Raw genomic sequence first — 25,554 nt, 5'->3', positions numbered from 1 at the left:
ATGCAGACCCGCAGAGCGATGCGGGAGGCGAAGCGACTGCGCTCCCGCCGGATACGGGCCGTCCTCGCGGGCGGACTCGTCTTCGGCGTGGGCGCGGCCATGACGCTCGCCGCCTGGAACGACTCCGAGTACGCGACCGCGACGTTCACCGCCGGACGATTCGACATCGTCGGCGCGACCGACGGGGCCACGTTCTCGAGCCATGCGACGACGGGAGCTGCGGCGACGCTGAGCTTCGCCGTCGCGCCCACGGCCATGGTGCCCGGCACGACGACGTATGCGCTGTTCAGCGTCAAGACGGCAAACCCGTCCGGTGCGGGCACGCTGCAGCTGACGGCGGGGACGCCGAGCGGCACCGGGCTCGCCACGCACCTGACGTACGGGGTGCGCCTGGTGCCGACCGCGGCGACCCCGAGCCAGTCGTGCACGGCCGCGACGTACGCCGCGGCATCCGCCTCGACGTCCATCGTCGTCGCCGACGGGTCGGCGCTCACGACGAACGGCGCAGCGACCGGCACCGTACCGCAGGCGGTGACCGCGAACGGCGGCAACCAGCTGAACTACTGCGTCGCCGTGACGCTTCCGACGACAGCGGTCAACGCCGCGCAGGGGCTCACCATGACGCAGACCTGGCAGATCCAGGGAACATCCACCTGACCGTCCGCAGCGGTCGACCACGCGAGGAGCGGTGATGAGCACGCCGACCACGAGGCGGGGCCTGCGCGAGCGGGCCGGCGCATCGGGCGCGCCCGCGATGGCGCCGGCGCCCGCGGTGCCCCGCCGCCGCGGCGGCATCGGACGGATGCTCGGCGACCTCGGGCTGTGGATCGCGGCTGCGGCCGGGGTCGTGTGCATCGTGCTCGTGATCCTCGCCATGACCGCCCAGATCACGCTCATCATGTTCCGCACCGGGTCGATGTCTCCGACGATCCCCGCAGGATCCGTGGCCGTCGTGCAGCGGGTGGATGCCGCTCAGGTCGAGGTCGGAGACGTCGTGACGGTCGACCGCGAGGACGAGCTGCCCGTCACGCACCGCGTCACCTCGGTCGAACCCGGTGCGAGCGAGTCCGAGCGCATCATCACGATGCGCGGCGACGCGAACGCCACCGACGACCCCTTCCCCTACACCGTGACCTCGGTGCGGACCGTGCTCTTCTCGATCCCCGGCATCGCGAGCGTGATCGTCGGAATGGGCGACCCGTGGGTGCTCGGAGGACTCACCGCGGGGGCCACGGTGCTCGTGATCTGGGCGTTCTGGCCGCGGTCGGGATCGGCCGCGACCCGCAAGGAGCAGGGGCTCACATGAGGCGCCGAATCGCGATCCTCCCGCCGGTGCTCGTCGCCGCCGGCATCCTGGCTGCCGCCCCCGCGTGGGCCGCTCCGACGACCGAGGTGATCCAGGGGCGCGTGCTGCGCCTCGTCTCGGTCGCCGACTGGGCGCAGGCCTCGCGGCTGCTGCCCGGCGAGCCGGTCCAGTGGGACGTCGCGGTGAGTGCGAGCCCGCCCGATCCCGGCACCGTCACGATCGCCGTGAGCGCCGCCGGGGACGCGCCGCTGCTGGTCGACGCGGCCCTCTGCATGCAGGAGTGGCAGGAGAGCGGATGCCCCGGCGGGGCCGAGGAGCTCGAGTCGGGATGGAGCATCCCGCGCGACGGTTCCGAGGTCGCGCTCGCCGCGTTCCCCTCCACCGACGTCGCGCACCTGCGGCTGTGGATCACCCTCGACGCCGATGACGACGACGGCATCACCGATGTGCGGGTGCACGCGCAGGGTGCGGGGGAGGCGGTGGACACCGGACCCGGAGGCGATCCTCTCCCGGCCACGGGCGGGGCGATCGCGCCGTGGGTGACCGGGGCGGGCGTGGGGTTGGCTGTGGCGGGCATCGGGCTCGTGGTGCTGCGCCGGCGAGACCGCCGCGGCGCGCAGATCCGGGAGGGTGACGCATGAGCGGGCGGGAGCGGATCCGGGCGCGGAGTGGGAGGAGACGGCGGATGCTCGCCGGTGTCGTGGGCCTGTCGATGCTCGCCGCCGGGGGGACGGTCGCGACGGTGCAATCCACCGATGCGCTGTTCACCGACACCGAGTTCGTCGCCTCGGGCACGTTCACCGCGTTCACCGTGCCCATGCCTGCGATCACGAGCTGCACGGTCACGAGCGTGCTGGGAACGTTCACCGGCTTCACCATCACGTGGACGTCGCCCTACCTTCTCGCGCAGCAGCGGTTCACGATCAACGATGTGGTGGTGCCGAACACCAATGTGACGCAGAGCGGCACCGGCCCGTACACATACACCTCGACGATCTCGTCGGGACTGCTGGGAACGCTCCTGACCGGAGGACTGCTGGGGGCGAACAACACCATCCGCGTCCAAGCGCTGCTGTCCGGCACGACCTGGGCATCGGTGGCGGCGACCCGCACGCTGTCGGTGGGCGGACTGCTCGGACTCGGTGGCAACAACACGTGCACCTGAGCTGCAGAGAGCAGGAGCTGAGGCGTCAGTCCGCGAGGGCGAGCGCGCGGAACGCGTCGCGCTCGCGCAGCTGCGCGCGGCGGCTGGCCGCGGCATCCGTCGTGCGGCTCGGAACCTGCTGGCCGGTCGTACGCCGGTAGAGCTCGTCGATGAGGTCGGTCGCGAGGCCCACGAGCTTCGCGATCTCGCGGTCGTCGCGGTCGATCCACACGCAGCGCGGCTCGTCGTGAATGGGGGCGAAGTCGACGTGCTCCTCCCAGACGAAGAGCGTGCGCTCGGCGCCCAGCACGTGCTGCTGCCACCACACCTGACGGAGGTAGGTGCGCGGGATGCCGCGGAACGCCTTGTTCGTCGTCTTGATCTCGGCGAGCTTGATGCGGCCGTCGGCGTCGACCGCGATGCCGTCGGGGGTCGCGAGGTGCCGGTGCTCGACCTCGGCGCGGAACAGGGCGGACGAGGGCAGGATGCCGTGGGTCGCCGCCACCCAGGCGGCGATCTCGGGCTCGCGGCGCCGGCCGTGATCGGTGTAGGCGTTGCCGCCGAAGCGGGGTCCGCCGCCGAGCTTGGACTCCGCCGCGCGCGCGATCGACCTCTCGGAGGTGAGTCCGGCGACGTCGGTGGCGGTGATGCCTCGTGACCGGGCCCGCAGCCAGGCGACGCGGTCGCGGGAGTCCGCGACGATGCGTGCGGCGAGTTCGGGGGTCACCCATCGAGCGTAACCCCGCCCTCCGACCTCGCCGACCCCACACGCCGCTCGTCCGCGCCGTGCCGTTGTCTCGGCGATCATGGCGGCGCAAAGAGACCCCGCGATTTGGGGGAGCGGATGCCGTGGGGTACAGTTGAACCAACCGAAGACCGCTGGTCATCGTCGTGTGCGCGAGTACATGTCGATCGAAGCTCTGCATCGCAGGGGCCCGCGCAGGTGTCACGATCTTCTCAGAGCTCCGTGCGCTTGCGCCGGAGCTCTTCTTGTTGCTGCGGGCGGTCCAGGTCGGCGCCCCACCACCGTGCGGCGCCTCGTACACACCAAGGAGTGACCATGGCGCAGAAGGATGCATCGGTCGCCGAGCTCACGAAGTCATTCGAGAACTCGTCCGCCGTCCTGCTGACCGAGTACCGCGGTCTGACGGTTGCCCAGCTCAAGGAGCTGCGCAACAGCATCCGTCAGGACGCTGAGTACGCCGTGGTGAAGAACACGCTGACCAAGCTTGCGGCCAACAAGGCCGGCATCACCGCGCTGGACGACGACCTCAAGGGTCCGTCGGCCGTCGCGTTCGTGCACGGTGACTTCGTCGCCACCGCCAAGGCTCTGCGTGACTTCGCCAAGGCCAACCCGCTTCTCGTGATCAAGGCCGGCATCTTCGAGGGCGAAGCCCTCACCGCTGACGAGGTCAACAAGTACGCCTCGCTCGAGAGCCGCGAGGTTCTGCTGGCGAAGGCTGCGGGCATGATGAAGGCGACGATGGGCAAGGCTGCCGCCACCATCGACGCGCTTCGCGAAAAGCTGGAGACCGCAGAGGCCGCGTAAGCGTCCGGCGATCTCGTCTACAAACCCCATCTATCTAGGAGATACATCATGGCGAAGCTTTCCACCGAGGAGCTGCTCGAGCAGTTCGCCGGCCTCACCCTCATCGAGCTCAACGAGTTCGTGAAGGCGTTCGAGGAGAAGTTCGAGGTCACCGCTGCTGCACCCGTCGCCGTTGCCGGCGCTGCGGGTGGCGCAGGCGCTGCTGAGGCTGAGGAAGAGAAGGACTCCTTCGACGTCATCCTCGAGTCGGCTGGCGACAAGAAGATCCAGGTCATCAAGACGGTCCGCGAGCTCACCTCGCTGGGCCTCGGCGAGGCCAAGGCCGTCGTCGACGGTGCTCCCAAGGCCGTGCTCGAGGGCGCGAACAAGGAGACCGCCGAGAAGGCGAAGGCTGCTCTCGAAGAGGCAGGCGCCACGGTTACCCTCAAGTAATCGCGTCTGAACGCTTCACGAATGCCCCGGCTCCGGCCGGGGCATTCGTGCGTCAAGGGGGCGTGCGTCAGCGTGGCGCGGCGGTCGACCCGCGCACCACGAGGGCGGATGCCGCGGCGACCTGCTCCACGGCTGAATCCGGGTCGTCCATCCGCTGCGTGAGGAGGCGGACGGCGTCGTGACCCTGGTCGCGCGGCGACTGGCGGATCGTCGTCAGAGCGAAGAGCTCGGCGTGCTCGTGGTCGTCGATGCCGACGACGCTGAGCTCGGTCGGCACGGCGATGCCGAGGCGCCGGGCGGCGATGATCGTACCGATCGCGGCCTCGTCGCACACCGCGACGATCGCGGTCGGTCGGTGCCGCCGATCTCCAAGGATGCCGACGGCTGCGGCGTACCCCTCGGAGAGGGTGGGGCCCGATCCTGCGACGCGTGCCTCGTCGGCGATCCCGGCGGTGCCGAGCGCGGCGAGATAGCCGTCGATGCGCTTCTCGTCGCCGTAGCTGAGCGCCGCGGCATCCGTCGTCCCGCCGACGAACGCGATCGCGGTGTGACCGAGCTCGATCAGGTGCTCGGTGGCGATGCGCGCGGCGGCGGCGTCATCGATCGAGACGGCGCTCGATCCCTCGCTGTAGGGCCCGACGCTGACGAGCGGTCGCCCGGTCTGCTGCAACCGCTCGAGTTCGTGAGCACTGGGCTGGATGCCGACGGCGATGATGCCGTCGAAACGACGGCGGGGGAGCACGTTCGAGAAGAGACGCTCGCGGGTCTCTGACCCCTCGGGGACCCCGTACAGGGCGAGGTCGTAGTCGAGCGCGAACAGGGCCTCCTGGATGCCGGCGAGGAGCTCGGCGAAGAACCAGCGGTCGACCGGGGGCATGATCACCCCGACCGTCTGCGTGCGGCCGGTGGCGAGGCTGGTGGCGGAGGAGTGGGCGACGTACGACAGCTCTGCGGCGGCCTGTTCCACGCGCTGACGCGTCTCGTCCGAGACGTAGCCGCGTCCGCTGAGAGCTCTGCTCGCGGTGGCCTTCGAGACGCCGGCGCGGGCTGCGACGTCGGCGATCTTGCTCATCGGTCCTCCTCGACCAATCTCGGCATCGAGGGTTCTCGCCCATGGCATCGACGCCGGCGCGCGGGGGGACGCGCCGATGTCAGCGTAGTGCGTGACGGGGCCGAAAAGGAACCGGTTCCACACGAAAACAATGAGAGCGCTCCCATTCCGCATCCCGATATGCCGCGAAAGGATGCGATCTTGTGACCTTCCCCAGTTGTGCCGCGGGAGGAAAGGCCAGTAGGTTTACCTGGAATCGGTTCCCCAATGGTTGCGGCGATTGCTCCCTTGGGCGGACGATGATCCACCTGAAGAGGAGAAGTAAATGGCTTTGTCACAGCGATACCGCCTTCTTGCACCGATCGCGCTCGTCGGAGCAGCGACCCTGGTTCTGGCCGGCTGCGCCGAGGGCGGCAGCGGCGACGGCGGTGGAGATGCGAAGACCACGGTCCGCATCTCCGGAGGTATCACGGGCGTCGAGGCTGACGACCTGAACAAGTCCTTCGAGCAGTTCACCGAAGACACCGGCATCACCGTCGAGTACACCGGCGACAAGGGCTTCGAGGGCAACATCGTGACCAAGGTCACCGGTGGCGACGCCCCCGACATCGCGATCGTCCCCCAGCCGGGTCTGCTCAAGACCCTCGTCGACACCGGCAAGGTGAAGGCGGCTCCCGAGGCCGTCGAGGCGGCGGTCGACGAGAACTGGTCCGAGGACTGGAAGAAGTACGGCACGTTCGAAGACACGTTCTACGCGGCGCCGATGCTCGCGAACCTCAAGGGCTACGTCTGGTACTCGCCCAAGCAGTTCGCCGAGTGGGGCGTCGAGGTCCCGACCACGTGGGACGAGATGCTGACCCTCACCCAGACGATCGTCGACACGACCGGCGGCCCCGCCTGGTGCGCCGGCTTCTCGTCCGAGGCGGCGTCCGGCTGGCCGGGAACGGACTGGATCGAGGACCTCGTGCTCCGTCAGTCCGGCCCCGAGGTCTACGACCAGTGGGTGGCCGGTGAGGTCAAGTTCACCGACCCCGAGATCAAGGAGGCCTTCGACGCCGTCGGCGAGATCCTCCTCAACCCGGACTACGTCAACGCGGGCTACGGCGACGTGAAGAGCATCAACTCCACCGCCTTCGGCGACGTGGCGGCGACGCTGGCGCAGGGCAAGTGCGCCCTGACCCACCAGGCGTCGTTCCTCTCGGCGAACTTCCTCGAGGCGCAGACCGCCGACGGCAACACGCCCGAGATCGGACCCGACGGTGACGTCTACGCGTTCATCATGCCGGGCGAGAAGGCCGGCGAGGTCCAGGTCGAGGGTGGCGGCGAGTTCGTCGCCGGATTCTCCGACGACGACGCGACCCAGCAGGTTCTCGAGTTCATGGCCTCGCCGGAGTTCGCCGATGCCCGCGTGAAGCTCGGCGGCGTCATCTCCGCCAACAAGAAGGCCGACCCGAGCCTCGCCTCGAGCGAGTTCCTGAAGGAGGCCATGGAGACGATGCAGAGCGACACCACCACGTTCCGCTTCGACGCCTCCGACCTGATGCCGTCGACCGTCGGTTCGGGTTCGTTCTGGAAGGGAATGGTCGACTGGATCGACGGTAAGGACACCGACACGGTGCTCTCCGACATCCAGGCCGGCTACGAGAACTGATCGTCTCGCTACGATCAGCGTGAGCTGAGCGGGGTCGGGCTCCAGAGCCCGGCCCCGCTCCTCCCATCCATTCGCCCGAGTACGCGGCAGTACTCAGAAGGGGACTCCCATGTCGCAAGCGACCATCGAGAAGTCCGTCGAAGCCGACGAACTTCCGGTGACGAGGCACGGCGCCGATCCGAAGGGGCGCGCGATCACGCGCGCCGTCCTCGCGATCGGCTTCGTCGTGCTCGTCGCCCTCGCTCTCCTGCTCGTCTTCACCACCTCCACCGAAGAATCCGCCCGCACGACCATCGGGTTCTCGCTCAACAGCTTCTTCGTGGCCCTCGGCGGCATGCACCCGCTCGTGCAGATCCCCGTGATCCTCGCCGTCTTCGGCGTGGTGGTGGCCATCATCCTGGTGCTCATCGAGTTCGCCCCGCGCCCCGGCCGCGGCTACTTCATCATGCGGCTGGTCGCCTGCCTGGTGATCCCGGTGCTCGCCTTCCTGCTGCTGCGTCCGTACCAGAACGCCGTGCTCTACGTCGTGGCGATCGCCCTGCTGGTCGGCGCTCTGCTCTTCTTCGCGGACTTCCGCGCCCGCCAGGGAGCCGGCTACCTCTTCCAGCTCGTGCTCTTCATGGCACCCGCCTCGATCATGCTCATCCTGGGCCTGATCTACCCGGCGATCTCGACCATCTTCAAGTCGTTCTTCGACAAGACCGGCGCGAACTTCGTCGGCTTCGAGAACTACGTCTGGGTCTTCACGAACCCCGTCGGCACCTCCTCGGTGATCAACACGATCCTCTGGGCGCTCCTGGCCCCGACCGTCTCGGTGGTCATCGGTCTCGCCTACGCCGTGTTCATCGACCGGGCGCGCGGCGAGAAGATCCTCAAGGTGCTCGTGTTCATGCCCGTCGCGATCTCGTTCGTCGGCGCCGGCATCATCTGGAAGTTCATGTACGACGCGCGTCAGGGTGACCAGATCGGTCTCCTCAACGCGATCGTCACCGCGTTCGGCGGCGACCCCGTGCAGTGGCTCGCCATCAAGCCGGTGCTCAACACCCTGATGCTCCTCATCGTGTTCATCTGGACGCAGACGGGCTTCGCGATGGTGATCCTCTCCGCCGCGATCAAGGCCGTGCCGATCGAGCAGATGGAGGCCGCCGAACTCGACGGCACCAACGCCTGGCAGCGGTTCCGCAACGTCACCGTCCCCGGCATCCGCTCCTCGTTGATCGTGGTGCTCACCACGATCACGATCGCCTCGCTGAAGGTGTACGACATCGTCGCCGTCATGACCGGTGGTCGTGACGAGACGAGCGTGCTCGGATTCGAGATGGTCAACCAGCAGCAGAGGTTCCAGAGTTACGGGCACTCCTCGGCGCTGGCCGTCGTGCTGTTCCTGTTCGTGCTGCCCCTGATCGTCTACAACGCCCGATCGATGGCCAAGCAGAGGGAGATCCGCTGATGAGCGCCACGCAACTCGTCGTCACGCCCGACAACCGCACCAAGCGGCAGGTCGCCCGTGACACGCGCAAGAACGAGGCGATCGCCCATAAGAAGCTGACGTCGAAGGGCGCGACGATCGCCGCCGCGATCATCGCCATCTTCTGGACGATCCCGACCTTCGGCCTCTTCGTCACCTCGTTCCGTCCCGGTGCCGACACGCAGAACTCGGGCTGGTGGACGGTCTTCACGAACCCCGAGTTCACGCTCGACAACTATGTGCAGGCCTGGAACTCGGGCGGCACCTCGACCACGCTCGCTTCGGCGTTCGTGAACTCGCTCGCGATCACCATCCCCGCGACGGTGTTCCCGATCGTGATGGCGGCGCTCGCCGCGTACGCGTTCGCATGGATCGACTTCAAGGGTCGCAACATGCTGTTCGTCTTCGTCTTCGCGCTGCAGATCGTGCCGCTGCAGATGGCCCTCGTGCCGCTGCTGAGCCTGTTCTCGGACGGCCTGTCGATCAACGACGTGCCGATCTTCCCGGGCTTCGGTCTCAACGAGGTGCAGTACAGCTTCGCCCGCGTCTGGATCGCGCACGCGATCTTCGCGCTGCCGCTCGCGACGTTCATGCTGCACAACTTCATCTCGGAGATCCCCGGCGAGATCATCGAGGCGGCCCGTGTCGACGGTGCCGGTCACGGCCAGGTGTTCTTCCGGATCATCCTGCCGCTGGCCGCTCCCGCGATCGCGTCGTTCGGCATCTTCCAGTTCCTCTGGGTGTGGAACGACCTGCTCGTCGCGACGATCTTCGCCTCGCCGGGTGCGCTGCCGATCACTCAGGCCCTCAACTCGTTGTCGGGCACGTGGGGCAACAAGTGGTTCCTGCAGTCGGCGGGAACGTTCATCTCGATCATCATCCCGCTGATCGTGTTCTTCGCCCTCCAGCGCTTCTTCGTGCGCGGCCTGCTGGCCGGCGCGACCAAGGGCTGACCCCTGAACGACGGATGCCGTGGCGCAACACTTCTGCGCCACGGCATCCGTCGTTCTACGCTGAACCTATGAAGTACGCAGATTCGATCGTCGACCTCGTCGGCGACACGCCCCTCGTGAAGCTCCGTCACGTCACCGAGGGCGTCGCGTGCACGGTTCTCGTCAAGCTCGAGTACTTCAACCCCGGCGGCTCGTCGAAGGACCGCATCGCCTCGCGCATCATCGACGCGGCGGAGGCGGCGGGGCAGCTGAAGCCCGGCGGGACGATCGTCGAACCCACGAGCGGCAACACCGGTGTCGGGCTCGCCCTGGTCGCGCAGCAGCGCGGGTACGCGTGCGTCTTCGTGGTGCCCGACAAGGTCGGCGATGACAAGATCGACGTGCTGCGGGCCTACGGCGCCGAGGTCGTCGTGACGCCGACGTCGGTGCCGGCCGACAGCCCGGAGTCGTACTACAGCGTGAGCGATCGGCTGGCGCGTGAGATCCCCGGCGCGTTCAAGCCCAACCAGTACGAGAACCCCAACGGTCCCCGCAGCCACTACGAGACCACGGGTCCCGAGATCTGGCGCGACACCGACGGCACGGTCACGCACTTCGTCGCCGGTGTCGGCACGGGCGGAACCATCAGCGGCACGGGGCGCTACCTGCGCGAGGTGTCGGACGACCGCGTGCGCATCATCGGCATCGACCCCGAGGGCAGCGTCTACAGCGGTGGAACCGGGCGTCCGTACCTCGTCGAGGGTGTCGGCGAGGACATCTGGCCCGGATCGTACGATCCGGCGGTGCCGCACGAGATCGTCGCGGTGGGTGATGCGGAGTCGTTCGCGATGACGCGCCGTCTCGCCCGGGAGGAGGGCATCCTCGTCGGTGGGTCGAGCGGCATGGCCGTCGTCGGCGCGTTGCGCATCGCCAAGGACCTGCCCGCGGATGCCGTGATGGTCGTGCTCCTGCCCGACGGCGGTCGCGGTTACCTCGGCAAGATCTTCAACGACGGCTGGATGCGCTCTTACGGGTTCAGCGAGGTGGAGGAGGGCGAGACCGTCGCCGACGTGATCGCCGCCCGTGCCGCGCGCCAGGGCGAGGCGATCCCGGATCTCGTGCACGCGCACCCGACCGACACGGTGCTCGAGGCGATCGGCATGATGACCGAGTACGACGTCTCGCAGCTCGTCGTGCTCAGCGCCGAGCCGCCCGTCATGATGGGCGAGGTTGTGGGCACGGTCGACGAGAAGGGTCTGCTCGACCTGCTGTTCCGCGGCGACGCCAACCCGGCCGACGCCGTCGGCGATCACGTGGGGGAGCGGCTGCCGCTCATCGGCATCCACGCGTCCGTCGCGCAGGCGCGTGCCGCGCTCGCCGACGCCGATGCGCTGCTGGTCACCGAGGGTGGCAAGCCGCACACCGTCCTGACCCGGCAGGATCTGCTCGCGTACCTCTCGAAGTGACGCGCGACGAGTGACGCGCGACGTAACAGGATCGCCGCCGCTCCGGAGCCCGCACGTAGGCTGAGGGGCATGTCCGAGCACTCCTTCGCCACCCGAGCCATCCACGCAGGTCAGGAACCCGATCCCCGCACCGGTGCGATCATCCCGCCGATCTACCAGGCCTCCACGCACGTGCAGGATGGCATCGGCGGCTTCCGCGAGGGCTACGAGTACAACCGCGCGGGCAACCCCACCCGGTCGTCGCTCGAGACCCAGCTCGCGGCCCTCGAGGGCGGTGTCTCGGCGCTGTCGTTCGCCTCGGGGCTCGCCGCCGAAGACGCGCTGCTGCGCGGCATCCTGAAGCCGGGCGACCACGTCGTGCTCGGCAACGACGTCTACGGCGGCACCTACCGTCTGCTCACCCGCGTGCTCGCGCCGTGGGGCATCGAGACCACCACGGTCGAGCTCGGCGACCTCGACGAGGTGCGCGCGGCGATCCGCCCCGAGACCAAGATCGTCTGGCTCGAGACGCCCAGCAACCCGCTGCTCAAGATCGTCGACATCGCGGTCGTCGCGGAGGTCGCGCACGCGGCCGGCGCCGTCGTCGTGGTCGACAACACGTTCGCCTCGCCGGCGCTGCAGCAGCCGCTCGCGCTCGGCGCCGACCTGGTCGTGCACTCGACCACCAAGTACCTCGGTGGGCACTCCGATGTGCTGGGCGGCGCGGTGGTATTCGGCGACGACACCCACTTCGACGCGATCAAGTTCCAGCAGTTCGCCGTGGGAGCCGTGTCGGCCCCGCTCGACGCCTGGCTCACCACCCGCGGCATCAAGACGCTCGCAGTGCGCGTGCGTCAGCACTCCGAGAATGCCCAGGCGATCGCCGAGTGGGCGGAGAGCCGTCCCGAGTTCGAGCGCGTCTTCTACCCGGGTCTCGCTTCGCACCCGGGCCACGACATCGCGGCCCGCCAGATGAGCGGCTTCGGCGGCATGCTGTCGCTCGCCCTCGCCGCGGGCCCGGACGCAGCCAAGGCGTTCGCGGAGTCGACGGAGATCTTCCAGCTCGCGGAGTCGCTCGGCGGCGTCGAGTCGCTGATCGGCTACCCGCCGGACATGACGCACGCCTCGGTGCGCGGCACCGCTCTCGCGGTTCCGGAGAACGTCGTGCGCCTGTCGGTCGGCATCGAGGACGTGCGCGACCTGATCGCCGACCTCGAGCAGGGGCTCGCTCGCATCGGTTCCTGACGCGCGGCGTCGGAGCGCGAGACACCACATCTCTTGCGAGACACCACGGGGGCCGTGGTGTCTCGTCGCGGATGTGGTGTCTCGGCACGCCGGCGCGGGCGTGCCCGTAGAATGGGTGGCTGGGTCGAATCGATTCGACCGTCCGCCCCCGCTCCGAAAGGCCGTCGTGCCCGACGCTCCTCGCACCGACTCCGTCCCGACGATCCCCGCACACACCGCGCCCGAACGCACCGCGACCGGCAGCATCCGCATCCCCGCCGCGACGGGAGCGATCCGCACGCTCGGGTCCAACCCGATCACGGCGCCGATCATGCTGCACCCGGGAGACTCGATCTCGAACGGCCGACGCGCGCTGTACATCATCCTCCTCGGAGCGCTCACCGCTCTCGGGCCGTTCACGATCGACCTCTACCTCCCGGCCTTCCCGGTGCTCGAAGAGGACTTCCAGACGACCGCCGCGGCGATCCAGCTCACGCTGACCGGAACCATGATCGGCTTCGCGGTGGGGCAGCTGCTCGTCGGTCCGCTCAGCGACAAGATCGGCCGGCGGCTCCCGCTCATCATCGTGACGGCGCTGCACGTGCTCGCGAGCCTCGCCGCCGCGTTCGCGCCCACGCTCGAGCTGCTCAGCGCCTCGCGCGTGCTCATGGGCATGGGCGCCGCGGCCGGCGGTGTGGTCGCGATGGCGATCGTGCGCGACCTGTTCGGCGGGCGCCGACTCGTGGTGATGCTCTCGCGCCTCGCGCTCGTCTCGGGCGTCGCGCCCGTCGTCGCCCCGCTGATCGGTTCGTGGCTGCTGACGCTCATGCCCTGGCGCGGCATCTTCGGTGTGCTCGCGGCCTACGGCGTCGTGATGCTGATCTCGACCCTGATCTTCATCCCCGAGACCCTCCCCGCGGCCCGTCGTCAGGGCGGCGGCGCCACGGTGCTGCAGCGCTACCGCTCGGTGCTCTCCGACCGCGTGTTCCTCGGGGTGCTCGTGATCGGCGGCATGACCTTCTCGGGCCTCTTCTCGTACCTGTCGGCCTCGCCGTTCCTGTTCCAGCAGACGCACGGTCTCGACCCGCAGCAGTACGGTCTGCTCTTCGCCGTGAACTCGCTCGGCGTCGTCGTCGGCGTGCAGACCGCCTCGCGCCTCGCCGCGCGCTTCGGCCCGCAGTGGGTGCTCGCGTACTCGACCTCGGTGCTGCTGCTCGCGGGCACCGCGATCATCGTGACCGACCAGCTCGGACTCGGGCTGTGGGGCACCGTCATCCCGCTGTTCGTCTTCATGACCGCGTGCGGCTTCACGTTCCCGAACGTGCAGGTGCTGGCGCTCGACCGCCACGGGAAGGCGGCCGGAACCGCGGCCTCGATCCTCGGCGCGACGAACTTCGGCGTCGCCGGCCTCATCTCGCCGGTCGTCGGCTGGGTCTCCCACGACGCGGGCATCACGGCCACGACGATGGCCGCGGTGATGGCCGGGTGCGCCGCGATCGGCATCCTCGCGCTCTGGTTCGTCGTGCGCCCGCGCACCGTCGGCCTGCTCACTCCCTGACGCGGCGGGCGCACCTCCCGGGTTCCCAGGCGCGCTCCGACAGAATGGGGCGATGGACAGGCGGATGCTGGTGTGGTCGGGTGTCGGGTGCGTCGCGCTGACCTTCGCGCTGGGGGCGCTGATCACCTTCGGGGTCGCGCACCCGTTCGTGTTCGACGCCTGGTGGAACGACGTCGTGGTGTCGTTCCGCTCGGAGGGACTGGTCGCCTTCGCGCACGCCCTCGACACGGTCGGCGGCGGGTGGGTCGCGGTGTATCTCGTGCCGCTCGTCGTGATCATCTCGTTCCTGCTGGCACGCCGCTGGAGATCTGGCGTGTTCGCGGCGCTCGCGTTCCTCGCGAGCGCGGGCGCGGTGCAGCTGCTCAAGCACCTCTTCGGGCGCGCGCGGCCGGAGGACATGCTGGTGCTCAGCGACTACGGGTCGTTCCCCTCCGGGCACACTGCGAACGCCGCGACACTCGCTTTCGTCTTCGCCGTGCTGTTCCCGAATGTGTGGATCCGGATCGCGGGGGCGCTGTGGATCGTGCTGATGGCGCTGTCGCGCACCTTCCTCTCGGTGCACTGGGCGACCGACACGATCGGCGGCGCTCTGCTCGGGGCCGGGGTCGTGCTGCTGCTGGCGGCGTGGCTGCTGCCGTGGGTGCGGCGCCCGGGCGCGGCGGAACCGCCCGCCGATAGTCTGGACGACGCCCCACTCACCGACGCACCCACTCACTGAGGAGTCCCCGTGTCGAGCATCCGCCCGTACCGTCCGTCCGATCGCGCGTCGTTGTTCGACGTCTGCGTGCGCACCGCCGATGCGGGGGAGGACGCCACCGGTGTGTTCTCCGACGACGAGCTCTGGGGCCTGCTGTTCGCGGTGCCGTACGTCGAGCGCGACCCGAGCCTGGCGTGGGTCGTCGAATCGGACGACGGCCGCGTGATCGGGTACATCGTCGCGACCGATGACACGGATGCCTTCGAGCAGTGGTTCCGCGACGAATGGTGGCCGCGGTTCGCCGACCGCTTCCCGCAGCCCGCCGAGCCGCAGACGCGCGAGGAGAAGATGCTCGCGTACGCCTACGGACGCCGGCCCGGCGCCGAGCCGAACGCCGCTGTGTACCCTGCTCATCTGCACATCGATCTGCTGCCCGAGACGCAGGGGCAGGGCCTCGGGCGCCGACTCATCGAGACGCTGTTCGACGAGCTCTCGCGTCGCGGCGTGAGGGGGTTGCACCTCGGGATGGATCCGGCGAACACCGGTGCCGCCGCCTTCTACGAGCGCCTCGGCATGACGCCGCTCCCGACCGCCCCGGGCGGGCAGAGCTACGGCGTGATCTTCGCGGGCTGAGGCTCTCTTCGCGGACGGGCACGTGCGCGGAAGGTAGTGTCTCGCTGGTGTCCGGGCTGGTCAACGCCCTGTGGGGGGAGCGACGGCGCCCGTAGCGTTCATGGTTCGCGACAGATCGGAGCTGGGCCATGAACGATTCGCGCAACACGCAGGGAAGCGTCGGAGGGAACGACGACGCGGGCGCCGCATCCGGTGGTGCGTCGGAGAACGGAGCTTCGGAGGAGACCGGAGCCTCGGAGGAGACCGAGAAGATGCTCCGGGACGAGAGCACCGACGACGACGGAATGCCCCTCGAGAACCCGTCGGGCGGATGACGCGGGCGTCAGGCTGATCGCCACGGACGTCGTCGCGGTGGACACCCCGCACATCGGAGACAAGAAGGCCCCGCACGAATGCGGGGCCTTCTTCGTCATCTGGCGGTGACGGCGGGATTCGAACCCGCGGTTGCTTGCACAACACACGCTTTCCAAGCGTGCTCCTTCGGCCGCTCGGACACGTCACCAGGGAACAACTTGTCCATCCTATCCGATGCGGCAGATGCTCCGTGACGCGGCGTACGATCTTGAGGTGGCAACCCCCAAGATCGTTCTCTTCTACGTCTTCACCCCGCTCGCCGACCCCGAGGCGATCCGGGTGTGGCAGCGCGACCTCGGCGAGGCGCTGGGGCTGCGCGGACGGCTGCTGATCTCGGGCGACGGAGTGAACGGCACCCTCGGCGGCGACCTGCCCGTGCTCAAGAGATGGGCGCGCTCCTTCCGCTCGTACGCGCCCTTCAAGAACGCCGACATCAAGTGGAGCGAGGGCACCGGCGTCGATGCCGAGGGGCGCAGCCTCGACTTCCCGAAGCTGAGCGTGAAGGTGCGCGACGAGATCGTCTCGTTCGGCGCCCCGGGAGAACTGAGGGTCGACGAGAACGGCGTCGTCGGCGGTGGCACCCGCCTGAGCCCGGAGGAGCTGCACGACCTGGTCGCCGAGCGCGGCGACGACGTCGTCTTCTTCGACGGCCGCAACGCGCTCGAGGCGCAGATCGGGCGTTTCCGTGGCGCGGTCGTTCCCGACACCGAGACCACCCGCGACTTCGTCGACCTGCTCGACTCGGGCGCCTACGACGACCTCAAGGGCAAGCCCGTCGTGACCTACTGCACCGGCGGCATCCGGTGCGAGGTGCTGTCGAGCCTCATGACCGCGCGCGGGTTCGGCGAGGTCTACCAGCTCGAGGGCGGGATCGTGCGCTACGGCGAGAAGTACGGCGACGACGGTCTGTGGGACGGCTCGCTGTACGTCTTCGACAAGCGCGGATCGATCGACTTCTCCGATCATGCGGCCGTGATCGGAGAGTGCGTCGGTTGCGGCGCCGCGACCTCGCGCACCGCGAACTGCCCCGACCTCTCGTGCCGCACGCAGTTCGTGGTGTGCGAGGACTGCGACCGCGTCGCCTGCGCACAGCACGCCGCCTGACGCACCGCACCCACGGTCGGAACCGGTCGGAATCGGCCGGAACCGGTCGAGACCCTAGGTCGCGGCGAGCGTGTCGACTCCCCGGGCGACGAAGAGCGAGCGGGGCACCAGGAGTGCCCGGGTGCGCGCCGGTGCATCGACGCTGCGCCGCAGATCGCGCAGCACGGTGCCCAGATCCGACGCGAGGTCGACGGCATCCGCTCCGGATCGGGCATAGGTCGCGCGTTCGACCGCATCGGCCAGGCGTCCGATCGCCGTCGCATCGACGCCGCGTTCGCGGATCAGCGCGGCCGCACGCATGCGCGGCGAATCGGCATCCGACGGCGGGATGCCGAGATCGACGAGTGTGCTCCGCACCTCGGTCCAGGCGGCGCCCGCATCGCCGTCGCGCGCGCGATCCCGGCGACGGGCGCGAACGAGGGTGCGGATCAGCGCGGGGAGCAGCAGCACCACGACCGCACCGAGGATCACGAACATCACCGGCGTCGGGTCGACCGTGCGCAGCTCGCCCGAGGAGGAGCTGTTGTCGCCGGCATCCTGACGATCGACCTCGGGGGCCGTCGTCTGCTCGGCCTGTGGAGCCGTGGTCTCCGGAGTGCCCGACGGCGTGCTGCCCGATCCCGTGGAACCCGTGACCGCCGTGCGGAACTCGGTCGGCACCCCGAGCGAGGCCGTGGGCTCGAAGGGCACCCAGCCGATGCCCGGGAAGAGCACCTCCGGCCAGGAGTGCAGGCGGTCGCTCGTGACGGAGTAGATCGACTCGTCGCCGCGCTTCTCGCCGGTGAGCGAACCGGGCAGGTACCCCACGACGATCCGGGTCTCCATGCCGAGGCTCTCGGCCATCAGGGCGAAGGCGCCGGCGAAGTGCACGCAGTACCCCGAGCGCACGTCGAGGAACCGGGCGACGGCCTCGGCTCCCGTGCCGTCGAAGTCCTCCTCGACCGGGGTGTCGAGCGAGTACGTGAAGTCGCTGCGGAACCAGTCCTGCAGGGCGAGCAGGCGGTCGTAGTCGGTAGCCTCTTCTGCCGTGACCTCGCGGGCCAACTCGCCGACGATGTCGGGGATCTCGACGTCATCGGTCTCGGCGGTGGACTCCGCCGCCGACACCGCGCGGATCTGCTCGAGCGTGGGGGTCACGCGCACCGAGGAGACGGTGTAGTCGGCGCCGACGGCATCCGCATTGCGCGAGACCAGCGTGCGGTTGTCGGGCATCACCCGCCAGGCGCGGGGCACGCCCTGGATGTCGGTCGCGGGGTAGGGGACGGGCAGCCACGAGCTCGACATCCGCAGGATGCGGATCGAGGTCGTCGTCTCCGTCACCTCGACGTCGGCACCCCACTCGGGGTCGCCGAATCCGTCGGCCTGCGACTGCAGGCCCCCTCGGTCGGGCTGCCACACCTCGCCGTCGAAGTCGGAGAGGGTCGTGAGCCGCAGATACGGCGCCGCGCCGCCCGCCGTCGCGACCGTCAGCACCTCGACGGGGTTGGGCTGGCGCAGATCGTCGCCGAGCCGCAGCGATGCGTCGACCGTGATGCCCGTGCCGGTGCCGGTGAGTCCGGCGGCGAGGGGCAGACCGGGTGCGATGGCGAGCGTCACGGCGATCGCCGCGGCGCCGATGCCCACCGCGACGGATGCCGAGGTGCGGCGCGGTGTCTGCGGATCGGCGCGCGTCGCGTAGCGCAGCTGCGCGAGGACGAAGAGGGCGAAGAGCACGAACCAGACCACGTTCGCGTCGCCGAGGGTGACGATCATCGGGACGGATCCGACGAGACCGACGAGGAGGGTCGGGAGGATCGCCGCACGGGCCGCAGCCAGCTGATCGAGCAGCACCGCGACGATCGCGAAGCCGAGCGCCATCGTCGCGGCGAGCCCGCGCGAGGCGGCGAGCGGCGCGGAGCCGACCGCGACCTCCTGCCAGGCTGCGCCCGTCAACGCGCCGAACGTCGAGAGCGTGGTGGGCGACGGGATGATCCCGAACAAGGCCGAGTCGCCCGCCGTCACCTGGGTGACGAGCGCCATCGCGACGAGCAGTTGCACGAGGAGGGTGCCGACATCGCGCAGCCACGCGCGGCGGTAACGCAGCAGCACGCGCATCACGAGCCCGGTCAACGGGAGGAGCGTGACCGCCGCGACGACGGCGAACGACCAGGCGCCCGCCTCGATCACCGAGGTGAAGGGCCACATCGCGACGAGGCCGCCGACCGCCGCGAGCACCGACGGCGCGAGGATCGCCGTGGGCGTCTCCTCGTCGCGGTGCCACGCGACTTTCGTGCGGGAGCGCGAGCGCGATCGTCGGGAGGCGCTGCCCGTCGCCTGCTCAGCCCGGAACATCGCCGACTCCGATCCGCTCCGGGAGGGCGTCCGCCCATGCCGCGGCGACGTCATCACCGAGCGGGGCGAACGACCAGCCGTTGCGCGTCGCCGCCTCTGCCGCACCCTGCTCGGGCCCGGTGGCGAGGAGGATGCCCGCGGCCGCGCCGGCGGTGCGCAACGATGCCGCGTCATCCTCCGTCAGCCTGCCCGTGATGTAGACCAGAGGGCCGGGAGGAGCGCCGCCGATCAGCGTCGCCACGTCGCGGTGGTCGCCCCGCGGCGCGATCAGTGCCAGGGCGACGAGAAGCGCATCACGGTCGTCCTCGTGACCGCGCAGGGTGCCGAGCAGCACGCCCGCGCTGTCGATCACGTCGACGCCGTACCCTTCGTCGGCGAGATGCACGGCCGACGAGGCGCAGAGCGAGACCGCGGCCTCGAACGCGGCATCCGCGTCGTCCCCCGGTCGATCCCACCGCTCGGCGCTGCGGTCGAGCACGACGATCGCATCGGGGCTCGACTCCTCCTCTTCCTGCCGCACCATGAGCTGCCCGCGGTGGGCGGTCGCACGCCAGTGGATGCGGCGCATCGAGTCGCCCGGCAGGTAGAACCGGGGCGAGAGGTTGTCGGCGCCCTGGCCGAGGCGCGTCGACGACGTGTGCGCCGTGCCGCCGGCCGCGCCGACGCGCACGGCGAGGGGTTCGAGCGCGAAGACCTCGGGTACGACCGTGACGGTGCGCGTCTCGCCGAACTCCTGCTCGCGCTGCGCGAGACCGAAGGGGTCGACGGTGCGCAGCACGAGCGGCCCGATCGGCCAGACACCGCGATGCACGCCCGTGATGCGGTACCCGAGCTGCCCGGACTGCGGCGGATACTCGCCGCCGGCGTCGCCGCTGACGGCGTCGGGCAGGACGTCGTGCCACAGCGCGTGCGGCACGCGGAGCGAGCGCAGGGCGAAGCGGATGCTGACGCGCGAGGTCTCCGACACCGTGAGCAGGTCGGTCGACACCTGTCGGGAGACGGTGCCCGTGCGCCGCGGGAGCCAGGCCATGAGCGCCGAGAAGCCGGTGAGGAGGGCGAGCAGGACTCCGATGTAGAGCAGGATCGGTGCGGCGACGAGGTTCGCTCCGATCACGCACAGCAGTGCCGCGACCAGCGCGCCCGCACCGCGGCGGGTCAGGGATCGGCGGCGTCGCATCGACCGTCTCAGACGCGGCTCGCGACGGGCACGCGTACGCGCTCGACGATGTGCGCGAGGGCCGTCTCGATGGGCTGGGCGCCGGCGCGGTGCGCACCGCGGGCGGGCAGCAGTCGGTGCGCGAACACCGGGATGAGGAGGGCGGTGACGTCGTCGGGGATCACGAAGTCGCGGCCGTCGAGCGCCGCCCACACCTTCGCGGCACGGATCAGCTGCAGCGTCGCGCGGGGGCTCGCCCCGAGGTGCAGGCTCGGGTCGGTGCGCGTGGCCTGCGCGAGGGCGACCGTGTACTCCTCGAGCGCGGGCGCCACGTGCACGGCGCGGGCCCAGGCGATGAGCTGCGAGATCGAGCCGGCATCGGCGACCGCCGCGACGGCCGCGAGCGGGTTCACCACGTCGCGCTGGCGGATCATGAGGGCCTCGGCCGCGGCATCCGGGTACCCCATCGAGATGCGCATCATGAAGCGGTCGCGCTGCGCCTCGGGCAGGGCGTACGTGCCCTCCATCTCGAGGGGGTTCTGGGTGGCGACGACGAGGAAGGGCGAGGGGAGCGGATGCGTCGACCCGTCGACGGTGACCTGACGCTCCTCCATGGCCTCGAGCAGTGCCGACTGCGTCTTGGGCGAGGACCGGTTGATCTCGTCGGCGATGACGATGTGCGCGAAGATCGCGCCGCGCTTGAACTCGAACTCGCGGTCGACCGGGTTGTAGACCGAGACGCCGGTCACGTCGCCCGGGAGCAGGTCGGGGGTGAACTGGATGCGTCGCACGGTCGCGTCGACGCTCGCCGCGAGGGCGCGCGCCAGCATGGTCTTGCCGACCCCGGGCACGTCCTCGATGAGCAGGTGGCCCTCGGCGAGCAGGCAGATCAGCGCACTGCGCACGGCATCGGGCTTTCCGTCGATCACCTCTCCCACGGAGGCGAGGATCGCGGAGGTCTGGGCGGCGAACTGTTCGGCCGTGATCAGGGGGGAGTTGTCCGTCATGCGTTCCCTCTCGTCGGCGCTGCAGCGCGCGTTATTCGATCGTAACCCGCGGGGCATCGGCGTGGGGCTGGCAGATCGCTGTGCTTCCTCGGGTCGCGGGCGCCGCCCCGCACACCCCTCAGCCCCAGACGCGGGCGCGGGGACGTGCGACGTCGACACGGCCCTCGCTGCTGCGGGCGACGCGGAGCAGGGCGAGACCCTGCGCGCCCTGCAGCTCGTGCAGCGTGCACGTGCCGATGGCCTGCCGCCAGTGGCGCTCGAACTGCTCGGCATCGCCGCGCCGCCGTGCGATCGCGCGCGGGACGGGCAGGAGGGTGCGCCCCGGGGAGAGACGGTCGGCGAGGCGTTCGAACAGACGCGTCGACCCTGCGGCGCCGCGGTCGATCCGCAGCAGGAAGCGGGGTGTGCGCACCGCCGCGAACAGCTCTTCGACGGCATCCGCCACCACCCGACGATCCGCGGGGGTGCCGCCCAGCTCGATGCGCACTCGGGCGCGGTCGTCGTCGACGTGCGCGACGATGTCGGTGTCGTCGAAGGAGCCGATGCGCCCGGCATCACGGAGGGTGCGTGCGACGACCAGGGCGGCCAACCGGTACACCTCGGCGGGGTGGCGGCGATCGCGCAGGGTGCGTCCGAGCAGGGGCAGAAGCGTCGTCGCGGCGGCCAGTGCGCCGCCGGCCGCGACGAGCGCGACTCCGATCGCCGGGTGCACCGAGAGTCCCTGACCCGCCAGCACGGCGAGCAGCAGGCCGACGCCGAGCGCCCCACCCACGGCGGAGGTCGCGCCGTCGGCGCGCGCGACCTGGGTGGTGCGCAGCAGGGGAGCCGCCGCGACCTGCCGCACCGTGATCTCGTCGCGTTCGCGCGACGTGTACGGCTCACCGATGCGCCACTCGGCGCGCGTGGTCGCCCGCGCCGGCCACGCGGCGCGCAGCAGATCATCGACGCCGCGGATGGAGGCATCCGGATGCTTGTCGAGCACCGCCTCGAACGCCTGGGCCGCTGCCGAGGGCAGTGCGTGCGCGAGTCCGCTGACGATCCGACCGTCGCGGTCGGCGTTCAGGCCCCACAGATGCGAGTGCTTGCGGCGCAGACGATCCGGCTCGCTCGTGTCGTCGAGTGCGACATCGGCGGGGATCAGACACGCCACCGACCAGTTGTGCGCCACCTTCTCGGGCCACCCCGGATCGAGGCGCAGGGTGCGGCCACGCAATTGCTGCGTCGCCGATGACGTCGCGACCGCGGTGAGGTCGATGAGGGTGTTCACGGCGGGGCAGTCCCATCCCTCGCCGAGCAGGCCACGGGTACCCACGAGCACGCGCACCTCTCCGCGACGGATCAGCTCCGACACCGCGGCGACGATGCGTCCGCTGCCGGCGCCGGACGCGCGCAGGTCGCGCGTGGCCCCGGCGGCGTCGCCGATATCGACCGTCACCCCGAGCAGATCTGCGAGCGCGGGTGCGAGCGTCGCGGCGTCGTCGGCGCGGACGCGCAGGTACTGCGCGGTCAGCAGCACCGGCCGCAGCCCCGCGACGACGGGATCGGCGACGAGGGCGTCGAAGGTGCGCAGCGCTCCGGCCGCGGCATCCGCACCGCGCCGATTGCCGTGCGTCACGAAGTCGGTGACGACGACGGCACGGACGCGCTCGCCGTCGTCGCTCGCGAGCTCGCGGTGCAGGATCTCGACGGCCGCGGCATCCTTCGCCTCCGACGAGGCCAGTGTCGTCTCGACCGGGTTGCGCCCGCGGCGCAGCCCGCGGTCGGTGAGCAGGTAGCCGAAGTCGGCGAGCGAGCGCCGCACGTGCTCCCACTGGTTCGCCGCCGATGGATCGGCCAGCAGGCGCACCTGCGCGAACCGCACGAGGACGGTGAGCAGATCATCGGTCGTGCAGCGGTCGAGCAGCACCTGCGGGATGGCGGCGACGAGCGGATGCTGCGGCACGACCTCGCGCAGCACCACCGCGCACGAGCGGGTGAGGGCGAAGTCCGCGGACAGTGCCCGATCGATGCGGGCGAGCGGGTCTTCGTCGGGCGGTCCGTCCGCGGGCTGTAGCTGCTCCTCGAGGAAGGAGATCCCGTCGGCGGTCGACAGCACGTCGACGATCATCGAGTGCAGCAGCGCTTCGTGCCGGCGGATGAAACCGGCCTCCGCGGGCGTCGGTTCGGTGAGGAGAACGAAGTCGCGGTACGGGGCGAGGTGCCCCTCCTTCACCACCGCCGGAGTCGGGACCTCGTAGTCGACCTCTCCGAGCAGTTGGCTGTAGTTCTCGTACTCCGTCTCGTCGTCCGGCGACGGCAGGGTGGCGGTGAGACCGATCAGCAGCGGCTCGACCCCCGTCTCGCGGATGCGCGCGGCGAGGTACGCCACGACCAGGGCCCAGTGGTCGAGCAGGTGGTGGCACTCGTCGAGCACGACCGTGCGCACCCCGGCGGCCACGAGGCGGTCGATGAGCGCCGTGGCGTTCGGATGCAGCACGCGCGCGAGCTCGGCGGGATTGCGCCGGGCGAACTGCGAGCGCAATCGGCGCGTGCGACGACGGATGCCGGAGCGGTACTGCGCCGGATTGTCGATCGCGAGCTCGGCGAGCCAGGTCGCGGCATCGGCGTCGCTGCGCCCCGCCTCGACCAGTTCCTCGGCCCACACCACCCGCGCCAGGTCGTCGAAGGGCGAGCCGTCGCCGGTGACGCTGAGCGCCTGGTACGTGAGAGCGGTGAGGTCGGCGATCCTCTCGGGGTCGTCCGATACGGCGCCGGCATCCGGGGCGAGATCGAGGGCGGTGCGGACCCATTGCTGACGGATCGTGACGGTCGGGGCGAGGACGAGGGTCCGATGGCGTTCGCGCGCCGCGAGCAACAGACCCAGCAGGGTCTTGCCCGATCCGGGAGGGGCGACGACGTGCAGCGGGTCCCGGCCGCCGACCGGCAGCCGGGTGAGGACCTCGGCCTGGTACGTGCGCAACTCGCCGCTGAAATTCCAGCCCGTGAGCGGGGAGGCGACGGGCTCGGGCGGCATGATCTCCCCAGTCTGTCAAAAGGTGCGCCCGCTCATCGGTTAGACTTGTCGACGGCTCTCCGCGTGGCGGCATCCAGGCCAATTCCCCCAGGGCGGAAACGCAGCAAGGGTAACCGGGCTCTGCTGGGTGCGCGGAGGGTCACTTTCTTTTTCAGCCTCCTCCGGGGCTGTCCTGTCAGGATCGTGATGTGACCGGCGCCACCACTCCTCCCCGGCAGAACGCGCTCTCGCGCTTCGCCTCGCCCGTGCTGCTCCTCGCCGCGATGTGGGCGATCCAGTTCGCGGACGCGCTCCTCCCGGGTTCGTTCATGGGGTTCGGCATCCGCTCCTGGGATCCCGAGGGTCTGCTCGGCATCGTGCTCGGGCCGCTGCTGCACGCGAACTGGGCGCACCTGATCGGCAACTCCGTGCCCTTCCTCGTGCTCGGACTGCTCGTCGCGGTCGAGGGCACCCGCAGATTCTGGACGGTCACCGCGATCGTCGCCGTCGTCGGCGGCCTCGGCACCTGGGTCTTCAACGCCCCGGGAACGGTGACGGTCGGGGCATCCGTGCTCGTGTTCGGCTACTTCGGCTACACGGTCGTGCGGGTCTTCGCGCCGGGCCGCGTCGCCCACCGCATCGGATACGCCGTCATCGCGCTCGTCGTGATCGGCGTGTACGGGGCGACGATGCTCGCGGGCGTGGTGGGCGTGAGCCAGGGCATCTCGTGGCAGGCGCACCTGTTCGGGGCGATCGGCGGCGCGCTCGCCGTGTTCGTCGGGCGACGCGGGGGCTCCGCGGAGTGAGCGCGCCGCGGTCGCGCTCGCGCACACCCGCTCGACGCCGGAAGAAGCGTCGGCCCGCGGCCCGGCGTCGACCGGGCGTCCGTGCACGGGCCGCCCGGCGTCGGCGGCGGATGCTGGTGCTCCGGCGCGTGCTGATCGGGGTCGTCGCCGTCGCGCTCTTCACCGGGATCGCCGTGCTCGTGCCGCTCGGGCTCGCGCACGAGAAGCCCCTCGCAATCTGCGCGAGCGACCCGCGCACCTACCCGTCGGCCGGCATCGAGGGGTGGCGCGGGGAGCAGCTCGAGAACGCCGCGACGATCATGGCGACGGCATCCGCCCTGGGCTTCGCGCGCGACGGGCAGATCCTGGGCGTGATGACCGCGATGGGCGAGAGCAGCCTGCGCAACATCGATTACGGCGACTGGGAGACGAGCGGATTCACGAACCCCGACGGCTCGCGCACCACGAGCATCGGCCTGTTCCAGCAGCAGGAGTGGTGGGGGAGCGTCGAGCAGCGCATGGATCCCGCCACGTCCGCGACGCTGTTCTACGAGCGGTTGGCGCGGGTGCCGGGGTGGTCCTCGATGGATCCGTCGCTCGCGATCCATCGCGTGCAGATCAACCTCGATCCCACCTACTACTCCCGCTACGCAGCCGATGCGACCGCCGTCGTCGACGCGCTGTCGGCGCCGTGTTGACCTCCGGGAATCACGCGGGGATTAAGTCCGGTCCGCT

Annotated in this window: 24 protein-coding genes, 1 tRNA gene and 1 other RNA gene; 19 read left to right on the top strand and 7 right to left on the bottom strand. The window is 70.2% G+C overall.

Annotation, left to right across the window (positions count from 1 at the left end):
- Genes ACTJKK_RS06940 through ACTJKK_RS06925 form a run of 4 tightly spaced genes read left to right on the top strand, consistent with a single transcriptional unit; the run spans position 1 to position 2,471 of the window.
- The gene (locus tag ACTJKK_RS06940) at positions 1-657 is read left to right on the top strand and encodes a SipW-dependent-type signal peptide-containing protein (RefSeq protein WP_247956721.1); all 657 of its coding nucleotides are present in this window, start codon (positions 1-3) and stop codon (positions 655-657) included.
- Positions 658-691: 34 nt separating this feature from the next.
- Entirely contained in the window at positions 692-1,306 is a 615-nt protein-coding gene (locus ACTJKK_RS06935; protein ID WP_440747447.1) for a signal peptidase I, read from the top strand.
- The gene (locus tag ACTJKK_RS06930; protein ID WP_440747446.1) at positions 1,303-1,947 is read left to right on the top strand and encodes an LPXTG cell wall anchor domain-containing protein; all 645 of its coding nucleotides are present in this window, start codon (positions 1,303-1,305) and stop codon (positions 1,945-1,947) included. The genes ACTJKK_RS06935 and ACTJKK_RS06930 overlap by 4 nt, the downstream gene beginning before the upstream one ends.
- Before the next feature lie 44 nt (positions 1,948-1,991).
- On the top strand, positions 1,992-2,471 hold the full coding sequence (locus tag ACTJKK_RS06925; RefSeq protein WP_440747445.1) for a hypothetical protein: 480 nt from the start codon (positions 1,992-1,994) through the stop codon (positions 2,469-2,471).
- A 25-nt stretch (positions 2,472-2,496) separates the two neighbouring features.
- Here the strand turns inward: ACTJKK_RS06925 and ACTJKK_RS06920 are convergent, their stop codons facing one another.
- Positions 2,497-3,177 carry a YqaJ viral recombinase family protein gene (locus ACTJKK_RS06920; protein ID WP_440747444.1) on the bottom strand — a complete coding sequence of 227 codons (681 nt, stop codon included), beginning with the start codon at positions 3,175-3,177 and terminating at the stop codon, positions 2,497-2,499.
- Between the two features lie 333 nt (positions 3,178-3,510).
- Here ACTJKK_RS06920 and rplJ point away from each other — a divergent pair, with 333 nt between their 5' ends.
- Both rplJ and rplL read left to right on the top strand, forming a co-directional pair.
- Positions 3,511-3,999: a 50S ribosomal protein L10 gene (rplJ, locus tag ACTJKK_RS06915; RefSeq protein WP_247625112.1), complete on the top strand. Its 489-nt coding sequence runs from the start codon at positions 3,511-3,513 to the stop codon at positions 3,997-3,999.
- A 48-nt stretch (positions 4,000-4,047) separates the two neighbouring features.
- The gene (rplL, locus tag ACTJKK_RS06910) at positions 4,048-4,431 is read left to right on the top strand and encodes a 50S ribosomal protein L7/L12 (RefSeq protein WP_247625111.1); all 384 of its coding nucleotides are present in this window, start codon (positions 4,048-4,050) and stop codon (positions 4,429-4,431) included.
- A 67-nt stretch (positions 4,432-4,498) separates the two neighbouring features.
- Here rplL and ACTJKK_RS06905 read toward each other — a convergent pair whose 3' ends face one another.
- Positions 4,499-5,503 carry a LacI family DNA-binding transcriptional regulator gene (locus ACTJKK_RS06905; protein WP_440747443.1) on the bottom strand — a complete coding sequence of 335 codons (1,005 nt, stop codon included), beginning with the start codon at positions 5,501-5,503 and terminating at the stop codon, positions 4,499-4,501.
- A gap of 304 nt (positions 5,504-5,807) precedes the next feature.
- Between ACTJKK_RS06905 and ACTJKK_RS06900 the strand changes: the two genes are divergently transcribed.
- The 9 genes from ACTJKK_RS06900 (at position 5,808) to ACTJKK_RS06860 (ending at position 15,404) form a co-directional block, all read left to right on the top strand.
- Complete coding sequence (locus tag ACTJKK_RS06900; protein WP_440747442.1) at positions 5,808-7,133, top strand: ABC transporter substrate-binding protein; 1,326 nt, start codon at positions 5,808-5,810, stop codon at positions 7,131-7,133.
- A 109-nt stretch (positions 7,134-7,242) separates the two neighbouring features.
- Positions 7,243-8,583, top strand: coding sequence for a carbohydrate ABC transporter permease (locus ACTJKK_RS06895; protein ID WP_247956715.1), 1,341 nt, complete (start codon positions 7,243-7,245; stop codon positions 8,581-8,583).
- Positions 8,583-9,554 carry a carbohydrate ABC transporter permease gene (locus ACTJKK_RS06890; RefSeq protein ID WP_247625107.1) on the top strand — a complete coding sequence of 324 codons (972 nt, stop codon included), beginning with the start codon at positions 8,583-8,585 and terminating at the stop codon, positions 9,552-9,554. The genes ACTJKK_RS06895 and ACTJKK_RS06890 overlap by 1 nt, the downstream gene beginning before the upstream one ends.
- A 68-nt stretch (positions 9,555-9,622) precedes the next feature.
- Positions 9,623-10,999, top strand: a complete 1,377-nt coding sequence (locus ACTJKK_RS06885; protein ID WP_247625106.1) for a cystathionine beta-synthase — start codon at positions 9,623-9,625, stop codon at positions 10,997-10,999.
- Between the two features lie 69 nt (positions 11,000-11,068).
- Positions 11,069-12,223 (top strand): cystathionine gamma-synthase, encoded by a 1,155-nt coding sequence (locus ACTJKK_RS06880; protein ID WP_440747441.1) that lies wholly within the window; start codon positions 11,069-11,071, stop codon positions 12,221-12,223.
- Positions 12,224-12,389: 166 nt separating this feature from the next.
- Positions 12,390-13,760 (top strand): multidrug effflux MFS transporter, encoded by a 1,371-nt coding sequence (locus tag ACTJKK_RS06875; protein WP_440747440.1) that lies wholly within the window; start codon positions 12,390-12,392, stop codon positions 13,758-13,760.
- A gap of 52 nt (positions 13,761-13,812) precedes the next feature.
- Positions 13,813-14,478 carry a phosphatase PAP2 family protein gene (locus tag ACTJKK_RS06870; protein WP_440747439.1) on the top strand — a complete coding sequence of 222 codons (666 nt, stop codon included), beginning with the start codon at positions 13,813-13,815 and terminating at the stop codon, positions 14,476-14,478.
- A gap of 9 nt (positions 14,479-14,487) precedes the next feature.
- Positions 14,488-15,090: an N-acetyltransferase family protein gene (locus ACTJKK_RS06865; RefSeq protein WP_440747438.1), complete on the top strand. Its 603-nt coding sequence runs from the start codon at positions 14,488-14,490 to the stop codon at positions 15,088-15,090.
- 128 nt (positions 15,091-15,218) lie between these two features.
- Positions 15,219-15,404, top strand: coding sequence for a hypothetical protein (locus tag ACTJKK_RS06860; protein WP_440747437.1), 186 nt, complete (start codon positions 15,219-15,221; stop codon positions 15,402-15,404).
- Positions 15,405-15,504: 100 nt separating this feature from the next.
- Here ACTJKK_RS06860 and ACTJKK_RS06855 read toward each other — a convergent pair.
- A tRNA-Ser gene (locus tag ACTJKK_RS06855) sits at positions 15,505-15,592 on the bottom strand.
- A gap of 65 nt (positions 15,593-15,657) precedes the next feature.
- Here ACTJKK_RS06855 and trhO point away from each other — a divergent pair.
- The gene (gene trhO, locus ACTJKK_RS06850) at positions 15,658-16,548 is read left to right on the top strand and encodes an oxygen-dependent tRNA uridine(34) hydroxylase TrhO (RefSeq protein WP_440747436.1); all 891 of its coding nucleotides are present in this window, start codon (positions 15,658-15,660) and stop codon (positions 16,546-16,548) included.
- Positions 16,549-16,602: 54 nt separating this feature from the next.
- Here the strand turns inward: trhO and ACTJKK_RS06845 are convergent, their stop codons facing one another.
- The 4 genes from ACTJKK_RS06845 to ACTJKK_RS06830 form a co-directional block, all read right to left on the bottom strand.
- On the bottom strand, positions 16,603-18,879 hold the full coding sequence (locus tag ACTJKK_RS06845; protein WP_440747435.1) for a transglutaminase family protein: 2,277 nt from the start codon (positions 18,877-18,879) through the stop codon (positions 16,603-16,605).
- Entirely contained in the window at positions 18,866-20,056 is a 1,191-nt protein-coding gene (locus ACTJKK_RS06840; protein ID WP_440747434.1) for a DUF58 domain-containing protein, read from the bottom strand. The genes ACTJKK_RS06845 and ACTJKK_RS06840 overlap by 14 nt, the downstream gene beginning before the upstream one ends.
- Before the next feature lie 8 nt (positions 20,057-20,064).
- Complete coding sequence (locus ACTJKK_RS06835; RefSeq protein ID WP_247625097.1) at positions 20,065-21,042, bottom strand: AAA family ATPase; 978 nt, start codon at positions 21,040-21,042, stop codon at positions 20,065-20,067.
- 118 nt (positions 21,043-21,160) lie between these two features.
- On the bottom strand, positions 21,161-24,055 hold the full coding sequence (locus ACTJKK_RS06830) for a DEAD/DEAH box helicase family protein (RefSeq protein WP_440747433.1): 2,895 nt from the start codon (positions 24,053-24,055) through the stop codon (positions 21,161-21,163).
- Between the two features lie 50 nt (positions 24,056-24,105).
- On the opposite strand from ACTJKK_RS06830, the gene ffs reads away from it, so the two are divergent.
- The 3 genes from ffs to ACTJKK_RS06815 all read left to right on the top strand — a co-directional run bounded on the left by ffs (position 24,106) and on the right by ACTJKK_RS06815 (position 25,517).
- Positions 24,106-24,202, top strand: an RNA gene (ffs, locus tag ACTJKK_RS06825) — signal recognition particle sRNA small type.
- A gap of 41 nt (positions 24,203-24,243) precedes the next feature.
- Complete coding sequence (locus ACTJKK_RS06820; RefSeq protein WP_440747432.1) at positions 24,244-24,840, top strand: rhomboid family intramembrane serine protease; 597 nt, start codon at positions 24,244-24,246, stop codon at positions 24,838-24,840.
- Positions 24,841-24,950: 110 nt separating this feature from the next.
- Entirely contained in the window at positions 24,951-25,517 is a 567-nt protein-coding gene (locus ACTJKK_RS06815; RefSeq protein WP_440747431.1) for a hypothetical protein, read from the top strand.
- Positions 25,518-25,554 lie beyond the last annotated feature (37 nt).

Source organism: Microbacterium sp. 22179, assembly GCF_052045715.1.
In the GTDB taxonomy this organism is placed as follows: Bacteria; Actinomycetota; Actinomycetes; order Actinomycetales; family Microbacteriaceae; genus Microbacterium; species Microbacterium galbinum.
This window is presented reverse-complemented; position numbering and strand designations above follow the sequence as displayed.